12 protein-coding genes and 1 tRNA gene are annotated in these 16,334 nt (G+C 49.1%); 10 read left to right on the top strand and 3 right to left on the bottom strand.

What is annotated here, in order from left to right:
* The 3 genes from BUQ91_RS15035 to BUQ91_RS15815 all read left to right on the top strand — a co-directional run bounded on the left by BUQ91_RS15035 (position 1) and on the right by BUQ91_RS15815 (position 6,350).
* The gene (locus tag BUQ91_RS15035) at positions 1 to 2,313 is read left to right on the top strand and encodes an OmpA family protein (RefSeq protein ID WP_074209868.1); all 2,313 of its coding nucleotides are present in this window, start codon (positions 1 to 3) and stop codon (positions 2,311 to 2,313) included.
* A 104-nt stretch (positions 2,314 to 2,417) separates the two neighbouring features.
* Complete coding sequence (locus BUQ91_RS15820) at positions 2,418 to 3,224, top strand: hypothetical protein (protein WP_217693442.1); 807 nt, start codon at positions 2,418 to 2,420, stop codon at positions 3,222 to 3,224.
* 72 nt (positions 3,225 to 3,296) lie between these two features.
* On the top strand, positions 3,297 to 6,350 hold the full coding sequence (locus BUQ91_RS15815) for an FISUMP domain-containing protein (protein ID WP_074209866.1): 3,054 nt from the start codon (positions 3,297 to 3,299) through the stop codon (positions 6,348 to 6,350).
* Positions 6,351 to 6,426: 76 nt separating this feature from the next.
* Here the strand turns inward: BUQ91_RS15815 and metF are convergent, their stop codons facing one another.
* Positions 6,427 to 7,317: a methylenetetrahydrofolate reductase [NAD(P)H] gene (gene metF, locus BUQ91_RS15020; RefSeq protein ID WP_074209865.1), complete on the bottom strand. Its 891-nt coding sequence runs from the start codon at positions 7,315 to 7,317 to the stop codon at positions 6,427 to 6,429.
* A 220-nt stretch (positions 7,318 to 7,537) separates the two neighbouring features.
* Here metF and BUQ91_RS15015 point away from each other — a divergent pair.
* Positions 7,538 to 7,611, top strand: a tRNA-Arg gene (locus BUQ91_RS15015).
* 286 nt (positions 7,612 to 7,897) lie between these two features.
* Here the strand turns inward: BUQ91_RS15015 and BUQ91_RS15010 are convergent.
* Both BUQ91_RS15010 and fliB read right to left on the bottom strand, forming a co-directional pair.
* Positions 7,898 to 8,440, bottom strand: coding sequence for a TlpA disulfide reductase family protein (locus tag BUQ91_RS15010; RefSeq protein WP_074209864.1), 543 nt, complete (start codon positions 8,438 to 8,440; stop codon positions 7,898 to 7,900).
* 145 nt (positions 8,441 to 8,585) lie between these two features.
* A complete protein-coding gene (gene fliB, locus BUQ91_RS15005; protein ID WP_074209863.1) occupies positions 8,586 to 9,626 on the bottom strand; it encodes a flagellin lysine-N-methylase in 1,041 nt (346 codons plus the stop codon).
* Between the two features lie 242 nt (positions 9,627 to 9,868).
* Here fliB and BUQ91_RS15000 point away from each other — a divergent pair, with 242 nt between their 5' ends.
* Genes BUQ91_RS15000 through murF form a run of 6 tightly spaced genes read left to right on the top strand, consistent with a single transcriptional unit; the run spans position 9,869 to position 16,332 of the window.
* Positions 9,869 to 10,342 carry a division/cell wall cluster transcriptional repressor MraZ gene (locus tag BUQ91_RS15000; RefSeq protein WP_072826709.1) on the top strand — a complete coding sequence of 158 codons (474 nt, stop codon included), beginning with the start codon at positions 9,869 to 9,871 and terminating at the stop codon, positions 10,340 to 10,342.
* On the top strand, positions 10,332 to 11,345 hold the full coding sequence (gene rsmH, locus BUQ91_RS14995; protein ID WP_074209862.1) for a 16S rRNA (cytosine(1402)-N(4))-methyltransferase RsmH: 1,014 nt from the start codon (positions 10,332 to 10,334) through the stop codon (positions 11,343 to 11,345). Before BUQ91_RS15000 ends, rsmH begins: the two co-directional genes overlap by 11 nt.
* Positions 11,342 to 11,659, top strand: coding sequence for a hypothetical protein (locus BUQ91_RS14990; protein ID WP_072826713.1), 318 nt, complete (start codon positions 11,342 to 11,344; stop codon positions 11,657 to 11,659). Before rsmH ends, BUQ91_RS14990 begins: the two co-directional genes overlap by 4 nt.
* Positions 11,652 to 13,538, top strand: a complete 1,887-nt coding sequence (locus tag BUQ91_RS14985) for a penicillin-binding protein (RefSeq protein ID WP_072826715.1) — start codon at positions 11,652 to 11,654, stop codon at positions 13,536 to 13,538. Before BUQ91_RS14990 ends, BUQ91_RS14985 begins: the two co-directional genes overlap by 8 nt.
* Entirely contained in the window at positions 13,538 to 14,953 is a 1,416-nt protein-coding gene (locus BUQ91_RS14980; RefSeq protein ID WP_074209861.1) for a UDP-N-acetylmuramoyl-L-alanyl-D-glutamate--2,6-diaminopimelate ligase, read from the top strand. Before BUQ91_RS14985 ends, BUQ91_RS14980 begins: the two co-directional genes overlap by 1 nt.
* On the top strand, positions 14,947 to 16,332 hold the full coding sequence (gene murF / locus BUQ91_RS14975) for a UDP-N-acetylmuramoyl-tripeptide--D-alanyl-D-alanine ligase (protein ID WP_074209860.1): 1,386 nt from the start codon (positions 14,947 to 14,949) through the stop codon (positions 16,330 to 16,332). Before BUQ91_RS14980 ends, murF begins: the two co-directional genes overlap by 7 nt.
* The last annotated feature ends 2 nt before the right edge of the window (positions 16,333 to 16,334 follow it).

Here is a 16,334-nt window from a genome sequence, read left to right as displayed (position 1 = left end):
ATGAAAAAACTTGCTTTGATTCTCGCACTTGCGCAGGCGGCGGTCTTTGCTCAGACCGGTCTCCTGGGGGGTAAAACCGGCCTCCACCAGCAAGATGCGAATACGATTGGATTTTTCCACTTCCGTGTGGGTACGGGTGGTACCATAGCAACCGATAACTGGGGCTATACTCGTGGCGCCTTGTTTACGGACCGCTTTGGACGTACCCAGCATCTCGATGTGTGGGATGCCCGCATGGAAAAGGGCCGTATTGACGGTGCTTTGGCCGGTAATTTCAACTTCACGTTCGGTCTGCGTGATGACTTGGACATTTCTGTAAGTCTCCCGATTTACTATGACCACGCGAAGGATTACTCCGGTGAAGCTATCCGCGCTCACATGGGCGAGGGTGGCCTCGGCGACTTGCAGTTCTATGCCAAGTACCGCACACCGCATTTGTTTGGCCCGGATTACATGACGACCGCAGCTGTTGTCGACCTTACGCTCCCGACCGGTTGGAAGGGCGTGGGTATGCGTCCGCGTCACGCCTGGTTCCTCGATAACGAAGGTGGCCCGACGTATGCCTACACGGCAAACAGCGTAATGCTCGGCCTTACGGGTGTTGTCGCCGTAGACTATACCAAGAAGGGAGTTCCGCTGACGTGGAATTCTTCTCTTGGACTCATGATCGGCTTTGGCGATGCCTCGAACACGCTTGTCTATAGCACTGGCGTGAACTGGCTCGTGAATGATTACTTCCAGCCGTTCCTTGAATTCAGTGGCGAAATGCGCTTTGGTAACGATGCGTATCCGTTCAGCCCGATTACCGACCCGATGGTACTCACGCCGGGTATCAATGTGAAGATTCCGTTCTTCAACATTGACTTTGCTGCTGGTATCGATATCGGTATTGGGAACCTTGTTGATGGCTATGATCGAAAAGATGCCATGGACAACTGCAAGGATTTCCAGATCAAGTACAAGGGTGAAAATGGCTACCGCGCCAGTTATTGCTATGTGTCCCAGCCGCTTATTGCCGGTATCGCAAAGCTTACGTGGACGTTTGGCTTTGACGGTGACGACGACAACGATGGCGTAAAGAACCGCAAGGACAAGTGCCCGGATACGTTCCCGCCGATTGTCGTGGACGAAGACGGCTGCGGTATCGATACGGATGAAGACAAGGTCTTTGACGGTCTTGACAAGTGCCCGGATACGCCGAAGGGCGTGCCTGTGGATAGCGTCGGCTGCCCGTTCGATACGGACGAAGATGGCGTCTATGATTATAAGGATATGTGCCCGGATACGCCGAAGGGTGTGCCTGTGGACAGCGTCGGTTGCCCGTTCGATACGGACGAAGACGGCGTGCTGGATTACAAGGATCAGTGCCCGAATACGCCGAAGGGCGTCAAGGTTGATTCTGTTGGCTGCCCGCTCGACACCGACAAGGATGGAGTCTTTGATGGACCGGATAAGTGCCCGAATACGCCGGAAGGTGTTGCCGTGGATGCTGATGGTTGCCCGCTTGATACCGATAAGGATGGCGTGCCGGATTACCGCGACAAGTGCCCGAATACGCTCCCGGGAATCAAGGTGAATAAGCGTGGTTGCCCGTTGCGTCGTAAGGAAGACTTGGATTACCTCAAGAAGGGTATCCAGTTCGAATTCGACTCGGCAAAGCTCTTGAAGTCCAGTTACCCGACTTTGGATGACATTATCGCTCTCTTGGAAAAGATTCCAGAAGTGAAACTTGAAGTCCAGGGCCATACGGATATCGTGGGTACTGAAGATTACAACCAGAAGCTTTCTGAAGATCGTGCTCACTCTGTGACGGATTACTTCCAGTCGAAGGGTATTCCTGGCGAACGTCTCCGTGCAATCGGCTTTGGTACTCGCGTGCCTATTGCTGATAACGTAACGGACGAAGGCCGTGCCAAGAACCGCCGCGTGGAACTCATCCCGTTCGGTTACTACACCGAAGGCGATAGCACCGTGGCTGCACCGTCTGATTCGCTTTTGAACGACAGCACAGCCGTGCCGCCTCCGACAAAGTCCGAGGTGAAACCGGAATCCAAGCCCGAAGTGAAGGTGAAACTCAAAGTGGATCCGACAAAGAAGGTGAGGTCGGCATCGAAGGCTGGTTCTAGGCGCAAAAAGGAAATTGAGGCAAAAGCCGCTAAGGCCGTTGAAGAACTGAAAGCCGAAGTGAAAACGAAGGCTGAAGAAATCAAGGCCAAGGCCGCTCCGCCTGCGGAAGCGCCGAAGCCTGCAGCTGAAGCTGCGCCGGCGAAGACAAGTGCGCCGGCCCCGGCAGCACCTGCCGCTAATCCGTAATATTCACAAAAAAAGACCTTGCTCGTTTCGAGCAAAGTCTTTTTTTTTATAACTTTAAAAAAATACCTTCTTTACAAATAAAAATGAACCAGAAAAACAGTGGTATGAAAAAACATTGCCTTAAGTTAGGTATGGCCGCTTTTGCGGTTTCAATTGGCATTACCGCCTGCGGTGATGACGTATTAGTTTCCGAAGACCAGTTTGTTACAGTCAATTCGTTGAAAGACGAAAAGTGTAACGAAGAACGTGAAGGCTCCATGGCGTTTGTCAAGTCGACGGCCACGATGTATGCCTGTACGGACGGTGAATGGGTTGCCATGAGCGACAAGGATGCTATCAAGTATCGTTGCGAATCCAAGGAACTTAAGGACAAGTCCGGATATGCCATTATATGCGACGGCGATACAATTGGCGTTGTGAATAATGGTAAGGATGGCGCCAACGGTAAAAATGGTTCTGATGGTAAAAACGGTTCCGATGGTAAAGAAGGTAATAACGGAAAGAATGGAACCGATGGTAAAAATGGTACCAACGGCAATAACGGTACAGATGGTACTAACGGCACCAACGGTCAAAATGGTGTAAGTGCCGACACGGCAGCAATCAACAAGGCTATCAAGGATGCCTTGAGTTCTGCATCTGCCAAGAATCAGAAGGAACTTGATGAGGCTCTCAAGAACTTGAGCTCTGCTTCTGCAAAGAACCAAAAAGACGTTGACGATGCTCTCGGCAACTTGAGTTCTGCTTCTGCAAAAAGTCAGAAAGATGCTAACGATGCTATCGGCAATTTGAGCTCTGCTTCTGCCAAGAATCAGAATGATGTTGATGAAGCTCTCAAGAATTTGAGCAGCGCAACGGACAAGTTTGGCGAAGATGTCAATAAGAGTTTCAATGATGCTTACAGCAGCTGAAACTCTGAAATCGATGGCAAAAAATGCGAAATCACCAAGACGGATCGCGATAATGAAAAGGCTATTATCACCGTGACCATCAAGTGCGGCGATGCCGAAACCGAGATGGAATTCCCGTTCACGGTCGTGAACGAAAACCTCGCCAAAGTCTATAAGAAGCATGTGGTGGTGCGCTTCCCGGTGCAGGCCACGAAGGAAGCGGATTCCGAAGACATCTACGAAGAAATCTGGAAGGACCTCAAGGGTGGCGACCATGCGGAATTGACCGTCACGGACCTCGACGAAAAGTTCGATGCGACTGGAAAGTTGTTTGTTACGGACCTCTTTGCAACGGCAAATCATTCTTTGGTGACAATCGAAGAAGCTAATGAAAGGACTATGAAATACAAGGTTGCGCGCCTTGAAGGTGACCTTGATGTGACGAACCTGACGACCCCTGTTGCTCAGTTCCGTATAAAGTTGAACTTGACCAACAACGCGTTCAATTCTTTTGGCGGATTCGGTTCTAATGCTACGGATGTTATCTACAGTGCCTATGTGGATTTGTCCGAAGATGCTGACACGGTTGTTGTGGACTTCTTGACGGACTACAAGGCTGCTCGTGTAAAGAACTTGGTGGATGCTGGTAAAGATTTTGCCGAAGCTAGCAAACTTGCTAACAAGGAACTTGCTGCCGCACTTTATTTGCAAAATAAGGATAGTGACGAATATCCGTCTTTCGAACACTTTGTTCCGGATCAGCTCGGCTTGGCTGAACAATTCAATAGCATCGTCTGGGTGATGGCCCTTATTGACCAAAGCGAAAAAACTCCAAGCTTTAACGCTGTTTATAACGCCTACCGCAAAGTCTTTGGCGAAAACGGCAACTTCAATACTGCCGTCAAAACGACTTACGCTGGCAAGGAACGCAGTATGTATTTTGTGGACTACCTCGCCATGCTTATCGATGCAAACTTCTATAGATGGAGCTGCTGGCAGAACGGAAATTATGATTGCGAAACAAACGTCTGGAACGAAACAGATGCCGCTTATTACAAGATAGTGCAGTATGGCTTTGTTGACGTGTATAAGCTTGATGCAACTAAGGCTAAGGTTTACAAGGGCTCTGACGATGGTGAAAAATCCAGAAAAGTTTTGAAGTCCGATGTCGAAGATGGCTATTTCCGCTACTTCCAGTATTTCGATGTTTCTGAAACTTGGTTCCCGATAACTTACTGGGTCGTTGGCGCTGCAACGGCGGAACAAGAGTGCAGTGCAACGCTCGCTGCTGCACATACAATGTTCTCCTATTCTATTGAAGATGAAGTATTCAATGCAATTTGCCAGTGCAATGGTGAAGATTGTGGTTGGGAAGAAGTTGTAAACCCGGGCATTACGGATGCTATTGCAGAAACAACGGTGTCGAAGAACGGCAAAACAGTGTCGGAAATCATGAACGATGGCCGATTCGGTGAATGTAACGACAATAATGCCGGTACTGAAAAAACGTTCAATTTAAGAGAAGCAATGCTTGCTACAACGACTGGCTTTGCTAAAGTTGTCTGCGATGGAAAGAGGTGGAGACTTTATTCTGAATTAGACGAAAAATATGGTGCGTGCACCAAGAGTGTCATGAATTTGGCAGAAATTAAGGATGATGGTTATGCCGCTTATAAGTGCGATTATCTTGACAAGCAGGAAATGTATTCATGGATTAACGCCACGGATTCAGAAAACCGCACTATAGGCGCCTGCCACTATGGCCGCGCCGAGGAAGGTTCCAAGAACGAAGAAGGTGATTACCAGTGCAGAACGACCGGCACGGACGACAATGGTAACCACGTCCATGAATGGATTGCATTGACTCCTGAAGAACTCTTTGGCACATGCTCTGAAGCGGTAATGATTGATATCTCAAAGAATTTGCAGAGTTTCAAGGCTGACTATTACAAGTGCGACTGTGAAAAGGATGGAAACTCCTATAAATCTTGCGGATGGGTTATGGGGTCTGAAGAAGAAATGTCTTTAAGACTGGCTTGCACGGCGAACATTCTTGGAGAAGTGTCTGGTGCGTATGTTTGCTTGGATGCCAATGTTGGCCATAACTGGCGAACGGTATCCGCTGAGGAATGGTGCCCCAAGCATGGCCAAAATTTAACTGGTGGAATGAGCTACCACGGCATTTGCGATGACGTTCCGGGGGACAACACGACATACCTCCTGATTGGTTCGGCTTCTTCTTGGGCGCAAGTTCCTAATACATACCGATGGAATGACGATAATATAACTACAGCCGATAAGAAAGCGGTAGAAGCGCAGTTGATTAGTGGCAATAGCTGCACCGATAAGGATATTGTTAGCTTGCTGTATGACTATACCATCAAGGGTACGACAGACCGTGTTCATGATTTTATCTGCAAAAATGGCAAACTGAGAGTTGCCAAGGATGAACAGGAAGCTTGCGGTAAGGTGTATGAAACGACTGAACTTTGTAAATACATGAAAAATTGGTATAAGTATGATAACGGGACATGGCGAAAGCCGACTTGCGACGACGTCTCGTTTGATGCAACGGGCCATTTCTGTGATGCCCGCGATAATGGTAGCGTGACCGTTTACAGAAAGGTGACTATCGGCGAGGGTGAAAATGCACAGACTTGGATGGCCGAAAACCTGAACTACGAAACGGAAAACAGCAAGTGCGGTGGCGGAAGCGAAACGTCCGGTGGCAATTGTGACGTCTACGGTCGCTTGTACACTTGGACAGACTTACAGAATATTTGTCCCTCAGGCTGGCATTTGCCGGATACAACGGAGTGGAGAATCCTTGCTTCCAACGTGGATCATTATTTTATGGGATTTAAAGGTGACGATCGAGATAACAACAAAGTGGGCCAGTTGCTCAAGTCAAAGAATGGTTGGGGTAATAATGGTAATGGTACTGATACTTACTTGTTCTCGGCGTTGCCTGCTGGTTATTACGATGACAGCGATGATAAGTACTACCCTAATGCATACTTCTGGACTTCTACAGAAAATAGTAATGACGATTCATTCCTTATAAGATTGACCAGTGCCAATAATTACGTGAGACTGACCACTGGCTTCAATGTTGACTGGTTTTCAGTCCGTTGCATCAAGGACTAGCAACCTAAAAAACTATCCATCATAAATTTTGAAAGACCTGGCTTACCGCCAGGTCTTTTTGCATCTTGTCTTTAAATTACCCTGCAAAGTTCTTGCCGAGGATGGCAGAGACGTTCTTGAGGATTCCTTCGGCGACGTCCGGCTTGTTCATGGAATAAACGTGGACGTTCGTGATGCCGTTGGCATAGAGGTCGATAATCTGATCGGTGGCGTAGATGATGCCCGCCTGTTTCATGGCGTCCGGATCGCTACCGAACTTGTCCACAAGCGACTTGAAACGCTGCGGCATGAAGGAGCCCGAAAGCTTGATGGCGCGTTCGACCTGGTTTGCGTTCGTGATGGGCATGATGCCGGGGAGCACCGGGCAGTTCACGCCTGCATCGCGGAGCTTGTAAAGGAAGCTGAAGAAAAGGTTGTTGTCAAAGACCATCTGCGTCGTGAGAAAGTCTGCGCCTGCGTCGACCTTTTCCTTGAGGTGCTTGATGTCTTCGGCCTGGTTCGGGCTTTCCGGATGCTTTTCGGGATAGCAGGCAGCGCCAATGCAAAAGTCTGCATCAGCGGCTTTGAGTTCGCGGATGAGTTCCACAGCGTGGTGGTAGTCGCAATCGCCACGGCCGTTTGCAATGAGTTCCGGCGTGAGGTCGCCACGGAGGGCCATCACGTTCTTGATACCGGCGGCCTTCATGTCTTCGATGCGCTGGTGGATGGTTTCCTTGGTGCTCGAAATGCAGGTGAGGTGGGCGAGCATCGGAATGTTGAAATTGTACTTGAGATTCTTCGCAATTTCGAGCGTGTACTGGCTCACGCCGCCGCCTGCGCCGTATGTGACGCTCATGAATGCGGGGTTAAGCTTTGCAATTGCTTCGGTAGCTGCTTTAACGTTTTCAAAACTCGTTTCTTTTTTAGGCGGGAACACCTCGAAGGAGAGGCTCATCTTGTCTTGCTTCAGGATGTCGATAATCTTCATTGTATCTCCGTGCAACGATTGGCCTTGTGCTGTTGATTTGCGGGGCAATGCCATGCGTTGCGCTACAGGTTTATGCAAATATTTAAATTCATGCATAAATGTAGATAAAACTCCCGCTAATGGCAATGGGGATTACGTAATTTTTTAGAGAGATTGGGGGAAGGACTGTGCGAGAATTGACGAAAAAACAAATTATTTACTATATTGTGTGCTCACAAATGCCGTCGTAGCTCAGTTGGATAGAGCAGTTGCCTTCTAAGCAACGGGTCGTGGGTTCGACTCCCGCCGACGGTATAAAAGGTTCGTGCGCCATTGGCGCGCGAACCTTTTATATTTTCAACGGAACCCACGACGATATCATGTGGGTTCGACATCTTCGCAAGGCGAGCGTCGCGGGCAAGCTTGCTTGCCCATGACCGAGCCGAAGAAGATGCTACAAAGCTCGTAGAGCTTTGTGCCTCCCGCCGGCGCAACAGTGCTTTGTGCCTCCCGCCGACAGCCCATAAAAAAGGCGACCCCGGCACGGTGGCCGAGGCTGCTTAAAAATGGAGATTCCCCGTTAGGGGAATGACAAGTCTTATTACTTCTTCAAAATGGTGTTGAGCGTAGCGCGCAAATGGTTCATGTTCGCTTCGTTCAAAGTTTCGTAGCGGTAGAACGTTCCGTCCTTCTGCACCAGGTAGACGACCGGAATGTAGCCGGTGCCATAAGCTGGTCCAAATTCACTATCAGTGTCCTGGAATACAGGAATGACGGCGTGGTACTGGTCAATGAAGAGACGGATGTCGTTCTTCTTGATGCCGCCGTTCAGACCGATGGCAATGCCCGTAAGTCCCTTGGCTTCATATTCCTTGATGAGATTCTGAATTTCGGGGAAGTGCTTTTGGCAGTGCGGGCACTTGGGGCTGAAATAGTAGATGAGCAGCGGACGGTTTGCGAAATGGCTGAACATGATGCCCGGATCGCTGATGCCCGAAAGGTGCTTGGAAAAGTCCATTTTCATGGGTTGCTCAGTCTTGGAATCCATCATCAATTTAATATCGGCAACTTGCGGTTCCGGTGCAAACTGTGCAAAACTCATTGCTGCAGCAAAAGCGATCAATGTGAAAATACGACTTAACATTCTCATACTCCTAAAGACTTTGGGTTAATCCCTGGGAATCCTATTTAAACAGTTGTAAAATACCAAAAATTAAGGGCCTTAATTGTGATTTTCGTCAAAAAAAGGCAAAAATAATGTAAAAAATAACGTTTCTCGGGCGGTGGCGCTATTCTCTCAAGATTCTCTTGAAATTCTCCGGCGAAAATAGCGGATTTTCCATGAATTCTTCCTCTAAAATGCCCATGATTTCTTCGGAGTATTCAGTTTGCTTGCTCAGTAATTTTATGGCGTCGATTTTGGTTAAAAAGGGGCCTAATTTTTGCACTATAATCCAGAAGTAAATGGCGAATTCGACTTTGGTAAGGCTGTTGCCGTCGAACAGGCTTTTTTCGTAGTAACGGAACAGCAAATAGGCTATGATTTTTTCACCATCGCTATCGGTGAAGAGTCCGACGCTCATACCGGTTGAGCTTTGTAACAACTCTTTGTACGCGCTGTCCCAAGCGGGCCCGTAGCTTTCGCCTTTGCTCAAAACTTCGATCCACGACCCGAGGATGTTGTTCGAAATTTTTGTGTTGCTTGCGCTATCGGTTGACTCTGTTGGATTACTGTTAAAACTTTGTTCAAAATCTTCAAAGCCGCTTGTTTCAACGGCAAAGTCTAGCAGCTCGATTAAACGTTCGTTAAGTGGTTTGCTGTGGTCTGCTAAGATTTTGAATAAATGATTTCGTTCTTCAAATATGGCATCGCGGGCTTCGAGTGCATCGTCAGGAATGTCGTCTGGCTCGTCATCGATTTCGCGTTCGACAAATGCAATGGGCGAGGTGGCGGTGCTTTTGCTTTCGAGCAGTAGGCGTACGCCTTCTTCGCAACAGAGGCCAATCCCTTTTTCCATGATGTCGCCGTAGACTTCGACAAAGCGGGGGTGCTCTCGGCAAATGTCGCAGAGACTGTCTTCACCAAGATGACAAATCATGTCGCAAAGTCCATCTTGCCTTAAAAACGGGCAGCGGTCGCCAGGACTCAATTTGAAGTGTCCGTCCTCGATGTTTTCGCGGAGCTTTTCTCCGAATGGACCTTTGATTTTGGCGTAGCGCTTGGCGCTTTCGTCGTCGATGTCGATTTCCCAGCCTACGCAACAAGTGTCGGTGCATTTGCCTGCGATGCAGTGGAACGAATCGTAAAAATCAGGAACACGAAGAAGCATGGAATAAAATTAGGAATTCGATGACTGCCAACCAATATCCACTTCTAACAAATTTCTTACGTAAATATTATCTTGAAATTTTAAAAATTTGCTCAAATGAGCAAATTTCTGTGTAAAATTTTGCACATCTAGGGCCAAAAGTATGCTTTTTTTAAGCTCGACCCCTGAATCATGTTGCCACCGTGGGTGAAAGTGGGTATATTTACCACGTGTGATAAGTGTTGTGGTAAAATGTGTCAAATATGAATTTCACTTCTTTCATAGGACAAGCCCAAACGGCGATCGATGGAAAGGGAAGGACCTCCTTCCCTAGGGAATTCCGTCGTCAGCTTTCGGCGTCCGAAGGGAATGAGTTCGTGGTCACTCGTGGCCCGGACCGCACCCTCCGGTTGTTCGTCCTATCCGAGTTTGAGAAATTCATGGCGGACTTGGATGCTAGGTCCGACCGCCGTCAAGCCGATTTAGTTCGGAGAGGCCTCAGCCCCACAGTTGTGGAGATGGATGGCCAGAATCGCATTTTACTCCCCAAGATTTTATTGGAGTATGCCGGCCTTAAAGACGAAGTTCTTTATGTCCAGGCCCGCGGTAAGACTCTCGAATTATGGAATCCTGAACGTTACAACGAAAAGTATGGATTGCAGACAAATGAAGCAATCGAAGCTTTCGATGCCGCGTTCTATGGTGAAGGCTTGACGGAGGGGGATAATGGCAGATAACAATCTCCGCAAGTCAGTACATGTAAATGAAATTTCGGAAGCCGCGGTCGCTGGGGTTCAAGGGAGAGAATTCTATCACGATCCGGTAATGCTCAAGGAATGCCTTGAAGGCTTGAACATCAAGCCGAACGGCACCTATTCGGACTGCACGCTTGGCGGTGGCGGCCATTCTTACGCTATTGCCCAAAAGCTTGATTCCGAGGGCACGCTCCATGCGTTTGACCGCGATGATGAAGCGGTCCAGTTTGCAACGAAGCGTCTTGCTAATGTTGCACCGAAGTTTATTGTCCATCCGGTTCCGTTTAGCGAACTCGGAAATGAAATTGCGCCAAATACACTCGATGGCGTCCTTTACGATCTCGGCATCAGCAGCCATCAGGTAGATGACTCTAGCCGTGGTTTTACGTTTGTTGGCGACAATCCGCTTGATTTGCGTATGGATCGTCGCGAAAATGTATCTGCACAGGAATGGCTCCGCACGGTAAGCGAAGATGATTTTGCGGCTGCACTCCGCAAGAATGCCGATATGGATCGTGCATTTAAACTCGCGACCCGCATTAAGGAAAAAGTGGGAGAAATTGCCACCGAAGGCCGCGATGTGCTCCCGAGCGATATCAAGGCCGTTGTTGAAGCCGTATTCCCGGACAAGCGCCGTGACGCGAATAGCCTTTTGGCTCGCGTGTTCCAGGCTATCCGCATGGAAGTGAATGGCGAACTCAAACAGATTGAAGATAGCATCCGCGCTGCGGTAGACTGCCTCAAGGTGGGCGGTCGTTTGGTCGTCATGAGCTACCACTCCGTGGAAGACCGCTGTGTCAAGGAAACTGCTGCTGAATTTGAAAAAGCATGTATTTGCCCGGAAAACTTGCCGGTGTGCATGTGCGGTGGAAACCACCAACGTTTAAAGAAAGTGAACCGTAAGCCGATTTTGCCCTCGGCCGATGAAATCAACAGGAACAGTCGGGCACGTTCTGCAAAGCTTAGGATTTATGAAAGAGTATGACTAAGGATGAGCAGAATTTGTCAGTAAATTCCGGAAGGGGCGGTGTCATGAGAATTGTGTTCTTGTTCGTTCTCATGATTACGGCAGCGTGCATGTTCCCGGTGTACATGCAGAACCGCATCAACCGTCTTTATGGCACTTTCTATGGATTAAGGGAAAAGGCAAGCTTGCTCAATCGTGAAATTCTTTTGAAGGATTACGAAATCAACAAGCTTACTTCCATGAGCCACTTGGCAAAGTTTGCGGAACAGACGGGCCTCGGTCTTTACGAGGTACCGGTAAAAGTCATGATAACGGGGGAGTCGAATGAATAAATACGGCGCAGATCCCCTGTTCATATTGAAGAGCCTTGTGCTTTGCACGATTGTCGTTTTGGTTTTCCAGACGTTTGATATCCAGGTGATGAACCGCAATCTTTATCAGGTGAATACAAAGTCTATGGTGACACATACGAAGAACTTGTATGCGGAACGCGGTTCGATTATGGACCGTAATGGCATTGTGTTTGCCGAAAGCATGCGCGATACGAGCGACAATTTGGGTTATAGTCGTTTGTTCTTGCAGGGCTCGCTTGCATCGCAGATTGTAGGCAAGGTGGGCTATAATGGTATCGGCAGCATGGGCATGGAAAAAATTTACGACGATAGCCTCCGTGGTGATGAAGGGCTTCGCGTGAGCGTGCAGGATGTGCATCGCCGTGAAGTTTATTACCGCTCGAAGAATGTGGTCGAAGCAAAGTCTGGCCTGAATCTTGTTTTGACGATTGACCGTAACATGCAGGAAATCGTCGAAAAGGCTTTGAAGGACGGTGTTGCTGAATTTATGGCAACGAGCGCGAGCGCTGTTGTCGTGGATCCGTACACGGGTGAAATCCTTGCGATGGCGAGTTACCCGACATTTGACCCGAACTCCAAGAATCAGGGTGTCGGCCGCATGTCGAAAAATGAAATCATTTCGATGTCGTATGAACCGGGCTCTACGTTCAAGGTGATTACGGCTGCTGCGGCGCTTGAAAATAATGCCGTTAGCCCGAACAAGATTTTTGTGAACGAAGGACGTTGCTGGCAGTGGAACCCGAGATCCGAAAAGATTTGCGATACGCACGTTTATGGCGACATGGACATGAGCGAAGCGATGGTGCAGTCTTCGAACATTGTATTTGCAAAGATTGCCTCTGAAGTGGGCGCCGAACGTTTGTTTAAAATGGCCCGCGCATTTGGTATTGGCACAAGAGCTTTTGATAATTACGAAGGCGAAGAAAACGGCAGACTGTTGACGCCGACGGAACTCACACGTGACGACAGAACGTTAAAGACGATGGGCTTTGGCCACGCTGTTTCTGTAACGCCGATCCAGATGGTGATGGCTTATGCCGCTATTGCCAATGGCGGTAAGCTCATGCGCCCGCAGATTGTAAAGGAATGGCGCAATTCTAATGGTGATGTTGTCGAAAGGAACAAGCCGGTAGAACTCCGCAGAGTAGTTTCTGAAAAGACGGCTGCAACGATTCGCAAGATGCTCAATCGCGTGGTGAACAGCGGTACGGCAAAGCGTGTTGCATCGCAGAAACTTACGGATGTTTTGTTTGGCGGCAAGACGGGTACTGCAGAAAAGTACAATCACTTGACCCGCTCCTATGACCGTAATTCCCAGGTGGCTTCGTTTATTGGTCTTGCTCCGTCCGAAGATACGCGCTATGTGTGCTTGGTGCTTGTCGATGACCCGCAAGGAAAACATGTGGGTGGCCTTACTGCAGGTCCGATTTTCCGCCGCATCATGGAAGGGATTTATTACCATCCGGCGCTTTCCCCGCTTGCACATAACTTAAAGCAGGTAAAGCTGGGTTCTCCGTGCGATAAGGATTTTGCGGGAATGACCGTTTCTTCGGCTAAGGAATACGCAAAGAAGCATCGTTGCCCTGTCCGCTTTGAAGGCAAGGGACTCCGCGTGATTTCGGAACGTGTCGATGCGGGCTTGGTCAATGGAAAAACGCTTTTGCTCGGCGATGCAGTGGCAAGCCGTATGCCGAACTTGCAAGGACTTTCTTTAAAGGATGCTCTCGAAGTGATGGGGAACATCCGCATGAATGTTGAATATACAGGAAAGGGACGTGTAGTCGCTCAGGAACCCAAGGCTGAAGAAACTTTGCAGAAGGGGGCGATTTGCAAGTTGACCTTAAAGGAGAAAAGCTGATGATTTCGGAAGGACTTATGGAAAAGTTGTCCGTGACGGGGCTTTGTGATGATTCCCGCCGTGTGAAACCGGGGAATTTGTTCTTCTCCGTTCCGACGGAAGGGTACGAAGCATTTGCCCGTAGTGCAATTGCGGCTGGCGCCGTGGCTGTTGTGGGCGAGACGATTGCTCCGGAAGGGCTTACGTCTAAATGGATTCAGGTGCCTGACGTCAAGGCTGCACGTCTTGAAGCCGCAAGGATATTTTACAAGGATCCGTTTAGCAAGTTGACTTGCCATGCGGTTACCGGCACGAACGGCAAGACGACCAGCGCGTTCCTTATGAACGCGATGCTCGAAGCCGCGGGCCACAAGGTGGCCCTTCTTGGCACCATCTTGAACAAGATTGGTGACAAGTCCGTGCCTGCGACGCTTACGACTCCGGGTCTTTTGGACCTTTATGCTTTTGCAGCCCGCGCCGTAGACGCCGGCTGTACTGACCTTGTGATGGAAACGTCTTCACATTCGCTCCACCAGGGACGCGTTGCGGGTATCCATTACAGAAGCGGACTCTTTAGCAACTTGACGCAAGATCATCTTGATTACCATAAGACGATGGATGCTTACTTTGAAGCAAAGAAATTGCTCTTTACGAAGTACCTTGCCGAAAATGGTGTCGCCGTAATCAATATTGATGATGAACATGGCGAAAAACTTTTCAATTCTCTCGATTGCCGCAAGGTGGCTGTTTCGAGACTGGGCAAGGCCAAGGCCGATGTAAAGCCGTTTGGCGAAGTGAAGAGCACGGAAGATGGTCTTGAATTTACGCTTCCGATGATTGCAACGGAAAAGTTTGAAACTCCGCTTTGTGGCGAATTTAACGTAGATAACGTGTTGTTGGTGCTTTCTTGGGCTCATGCGCTTGCGCTCCCTGAAGATGCTATGCGCAAGGCCATTGCAAATGTCCGCGTTCCGGGTCGTTTTGAAAAGGTCTGGAGCAAGGATGGCAAGCACGTGATTGTGGATTACGCCCACACGCCGGATGCTCTTGAACGTGTTTTGAATACGGCCCGTAGCCTTTGCCGCGGCAAGCTTTCGACCGTATTTGGTTGCGGTGGCGACCGCGATAAGACAAAGCGCCCGATTATGGGGGGCATTGCCGAACGTATTGCAGACAAGGCTTGGCTCACGTCGGACAATCCACGTACGGAAAAGCCTGCCGACATCATCGCTGACGTTCGCGCTGGCATGACGACGGACAAGTTTGAAGTTGTAGAAAACCGCGAAGAAGCGATTAATCGCGCTTGTGCGGAACTCAAGAGTGGCGACTGGCTTGTGATTGCAGGCAAGGGCCATGAAGATTACCAAATCATTGGTAAGACTAAACATCATTTTGACGATCGTGAAATTGCGATGAAGGCTATGGAACAATGCTAAAGCTTGATTTGACAATTGGCGAAATGCTCGAGATTCTGGAAACCGAAGCTGTCGGCGTTCCGGCTCGCACCTTGAAACGCAAGGTGAATCTCTGCATGGATTCTCGTGAAAAAGCCAAGGGCGTTGTCTTTTGGCCGATTAAAGGGGCCCGTTTTGATGCCCACCAGTTTATATCTCAAATGGAAAAGGATGGAGCTCTGATGAGCGTTGTAAACCAAACTGCTATCGATCCGAATTTCAAGATGTACGCTCCGGTCGATGATACGACAAAGGCTCTCTTGAAGCTTGCTAAGGGCTATCAAAGACTTTTCAAGTTGAAGAAGGTCGCTATTACCGGCAGTAACGGCAAGACGACTACAAAGGAAATGACGAAGGCCGTACTTTCCATGAAGTACAATACCCATGCCACGCAGGGTAACTTCAACAACCATATCGGTGTTCCGATGACTTTGTTCCAGCTGAAACACAGTCATGAAGCCGCTGTTGTGGAAATGGGCACGAGCGGCCCGGACGAAATCCGCCCGCTTTCTTTGGCCACTGAACCGGATGTTGCCGTGATTACGAACATTGGCGCGAGCCACTTGGAACGCCTTGGCGATTTGGATGGCGTGTTCAATGAAAAGATTAACATTGTGGCTGGCCTCAAAAAAGGCGGCACGCTGATTGTGAACGCCGATGATGAACGTCTTTGCAAGGTGAAGGCTACCAAGAATTACAAGGTCGTGACGTTCGGTGTGCGCCGAGGAGTCATCAAGCCGGAAAAGCTCAAGTGGAACGAAAACCTCTGTGCTGATTTCTATGTCGGCCGTACGCACTTTACGCTGAATGTTCCGGGTGATCACAACCTTTATGACGCTCTTGCTGCTATTGCCGTGGGCGAAGCTTTCCGCATCCCGAAGGGCGATATTGCCAAGGCTCTTGCAGGTTTTACATCCACGAGCATGCGCATGGAAGTGAAGTTGGCAAACGGCTTCAAGATTATTTCGGACTGCTACAATGCAAATCCGTCTTCGACGAAGATGGCTCTCCAGACGCTTGGCAACATGAAAGTTGCAGGTTTGCGTATTGCTGTACTCGGCGACATGCTTGAACTCGGCAAGGAAAGCGGCAATTTGCACAAGCAGATTGGTGCCATGGTTCCCGAAATGAATTTTGACTTGCTCCTTGCTGTCGGAAACGATGCGAAAAAGTATATCGAAGGCGCAAAGTCTCGCGGCATGAAGAATGTGTTCCATTTTGATACTGTCGATGAAGCTGTGACTCACTTGAGCCAAACGGTTGCCGAAGGTGACGTTGTCTTGGTGAAGGGTAGCCGTGGCATGCACATGGAACGAGTGGTAGATGCTCTGTTGCACATGGTGCCGGTGCTCAGATTTTAAGG

Source organism: Fibrobacter sp. UWB11 (genome assembly GCF_900143015.1).
Taxonomy (GTDB): domain Bacteria; phylum Fibrobacterota; class Fibrobacteria; order Fibrobacterales; family Fibrobacteraceae; genus Fibrobacter.
Note: the sequence above shows the minus strand (reverse complement) of the source record. Positions and strands in the feature narration are given on the sequence as shown.